Genomic DNA, 3,164 nt, shown 5'->3' on the forward strand with positions numbered 1-3,164 from the left:
CGATTCGTCATCGAACCAGACGCCTCCGTCCCGGCACTGTGCTCATGCCGTCAGCGGCCGCAACGCCGCCGGCACGACGTCGGTCAGTGTCGCCTGATCCAGTAGCGCAGGTCGCCGCGGCCAAGGGCCGCCGTGACCCGATCGACAAGCAGCATCGTTCCTGACCGCCCCATTGTCCCCGAACCCGACCGGCCCCGAAACGCCCGGGGCTGTCACCGTTCTGCTGGCTGCCCTGGCCGTGGGATCTCGCTCGAAGAGGTCCATTCGGTGGCGGCGCTGCTGGTCGTCGGCGAAGCTGGAAGTCGTGCGGGCAGCTGACGTGGCCATGGTGGGCTGCCGGCGAGCTGTTTGACGCCGATCCAGGCGACGTGTACCCGGACCCAGACGCAGCGCCGATCCTGCGGCGCTGCACGCGAGGGGGGCCACGTCAGTTCTGGTCGTGTGGGATGACCCAGCCGTGCGCTGGGACTCCTTCAGTCACGTCGTGGTCAGCAGCACTTGGGTTAGAGTTGACCGGCGCGGCGAGTATCTTGCTTGGGCCCAGCATGTGGCGACTGAGGCCGATCTGGTGAACTCGGCCGCCGTCCTTGGATGGGGTCTCGATAAGCAGCACCAAAGACAGCTCGCCGCAGCGGGGGTGCTGGTCGTCCCGACCACCTGGCTGGCTCCTGGCGAGCCGTGGTCGGTGCCCGAGACCGAGTTTGTGATCAAGCCGACCGTGTCGGCTGGAGGGCGAAACACCGCCCGCTACTTTGGCGGTGACGCGGGCGCAGTGCCTCACGGTGCGTGCGCTGCAGCGGGCCGGGCAGATTGAATCGAACGGGAACTGTGTGGTGCCTCGCCCAAGAGATCCTGAGCCTCGGTCTCAGCGTCGTCGTTGATTTTGGGCTGTGGGCGCGGATTGAACGTGACGAGATGCGAACCGTGGCTCGCGGCCTTGGTGTCGGCGTCGAAGTGCACTACCTCGAAGTGCCTAGCGACGTACTCTGGCGGACATTGAGGCTCGGAACGCGGCGCTACCTTGGGACAATGAGCCGATCGGGCGAAGGCTGGGGCTCTATAGTGTGATCGTTGCCCCTCGGTGTTCTCGCGGCGAAAGGAACGGGGCCAGAGGCGTCGCGAAACGCCGATTGTTCGGCTGGCGGCGACTTCGAAGCGGGGTGGTCAGGCGGCTCGGGGGAACGTGAGCGCCCATTCGGTCCCTACCCGACCGACCAGGGGGAACCCTCATGGGACTCGGAGACCGTCCCCTAACACCCGCTCCCGCCCGGCCCATTATCCCGAGCGCCGACCGTCTCCAACCGCCGGTTATCCGGGTGATCCACCTATCGCCTTGCGTCTCCGGGCTGGCGCTCCTCGTCACCTGTAGGGGGTGGTCGGCTTCGGTGCGGGGAATCCAAGATTGGCATACCCACGGGCTCGCTCCTGGTATTGGCGAGCGAGTAGGGGGACCTGGGTGTCGATGTAGTCGTGGACGACGACCTGAGTCTTACCTGGTATAGGCCGGAGGATGCGTCCCACGTGTTGGACGATGCTTCCTTTGAACTTGATCGGGAAGGCTAAGCCTCGATCCACCGATCGGGGACTTGAGTTGCCGGTGATGTAGGAGGGCTATCCACCAGAAATGCCTCCTGGGCAAGGAGGATTGCGGTTGCGAACGCCGTTATCCGTCTCGTCCCGAGGAGGCACTTTCTGTGAGTCGAGTATCGCACAGCCCGGACCGGCTGCGGGTCACCTTCGACGACGAGGGGATGGTGGCCAACGCGGGCCTGCTGCTGGTGGCCACGCTGGCCGCCCGGCTCGGGGTAGGGCGGATCGTGGAGCAGACCCTGCACATGGCCGGCTTGGTCGGTGGGGCCCGCCCGGGCCGCAAGGTGTTGACGTTGGTGCACGCGATCGCGGCCGGGGCCAGCCATATCGATCACGCCGACATGCTGCGAGCGGGAGAGACGGCAGGTGTGCTGGGCCATCGGGTGATGGCCCCCTCCACTTTGGGCACGTTCTTGCGCGCCTTTACTTTCGGTCATGTCCGCCAACTCGAAGCGGTGGTGGGCAAGGTGCTGTCCCGGGCGTGGGAGCTGGGAGCCGGTCCCGGCGACAGCCGGCTGGTGATCGATGTGGACTCCACCATCTGCGAGGTCGAGGGCAGGAAGAAACAGGGCGCCGCCTACGGATACACCAAGGTGTTGGGATATCACCCGATCCTCGCCAGCCGGGCTGATACCGGCGAGATCATCCACGCCAGGATGCGCAAAGGATCGGCGAACACCGCCCGAGGTGTCAGGCGGTTCATCGACGAGACCGTCGCCCGGTTGCGCCGGGCCGGGGCGGCCGGGGAGATCGTGATGCGCTTCGACTCGGGGTATTGGGCCAAAGACACCATTGCCGTCCTGACCCGCCACCGGGTGCGCTACACCATGGCCGTGCGCACCAACACCAAAGGCATCTCCGAGACGATCGCGGCGGTCGCCGACGACTCGTGGGTCGACATCGAATACACCGCCGACGGCGTCGCCCAGGTGGCCGAGACCACCTATTGGGGACGGCGGCTGATCGTGCGACGCACCCGGCTGGTCGACGCCCGCCAAGCGAAACTGTGGCCCGACTGGCGTCACTTCGCGTTCCTGACCGATCTGGACGGAACCGCCGTCGAGATCGACGCCTTCCACCGGGCCCACGCCAGCATCGAACTCGCCATCAGAGACCTCAAAGAAGGATCGGGGCTAGATCACTGCCCCTCGGGGAACTTCTCCGCCAACTCGGCCTGGCTGCAAGCCGCCGTGCTGGCCCACAACCTCATCCGCTGGACCGCCACCATCGGCGAACCCCTCGAAGCGCTCACCGTCGCCCGCACCGTCCGCACCCGGCTGCTCGCCGTTCCCGGACGAATCGTCAACCGCTCCGGCACCTTGACCCTACGAGCACCAGCCCGCTGGCCCTGGGCCGACCTATTCAACCGGCGGCTCACCACCATCCGAGCCCTGCCCGCACCCACCTGACCCGTCGGCGGTCTGGCGTCCCGCCCCCACACCCACCCAGGCGCTGACAACCCGCACAGCCACGAACCCCTGGCCCAACACGCCCTCACCGCCGCCAGGAGCCAGCCACACGAGCTCAGCCCCTCAGCCCTCCACCACGGACCAGATCGGTGCTTTCAGGCTTAG

Annotated in this window: 2 protein-coding genes; both read left to right on the top strand. The window is 66.7% G+C overall.

The window, feature by feature from the left end; all coding sequences use genetic code 11:
- Positions 1 to 828 precede the first annotated feature (828 nt).
- Positions 829 to 1,068, top strand: coding sequence for an AAA family ATPase (locus tag JOZ00_RS27700; protein WP_366022318.1), 240 nt, complete (start codon positions 829 to 831; stop codon positions 1,066 to 1,068).
- A gap of 626 nt (positions 1,069 to 1,694) precedes the next feature.
- Positions 1,695 to 2,999: an IS1380 family transposase gene (locus JOZ00_RS14030; RefSeq protein ID WP_293344558.1), complete on the top strand. Its 1,305-nt coding sequence runs from the start codon at positions 1,695 to 1,697 to the stop codon at positions 2,997 to 2,999.
- Positions 3,000 to 3,164: the final 165 nt, after the last annotated feature.

The sequence above is a fragment of the Mycobacterium sp. genome (genome assembly GCF_019243155.1).
Classification (GTDB): domain Bacteria; phylum Actinomycetota; class Actinomycetes; order Mycobacteriales; family Mycobacteriaceae; genus Mycobacterium.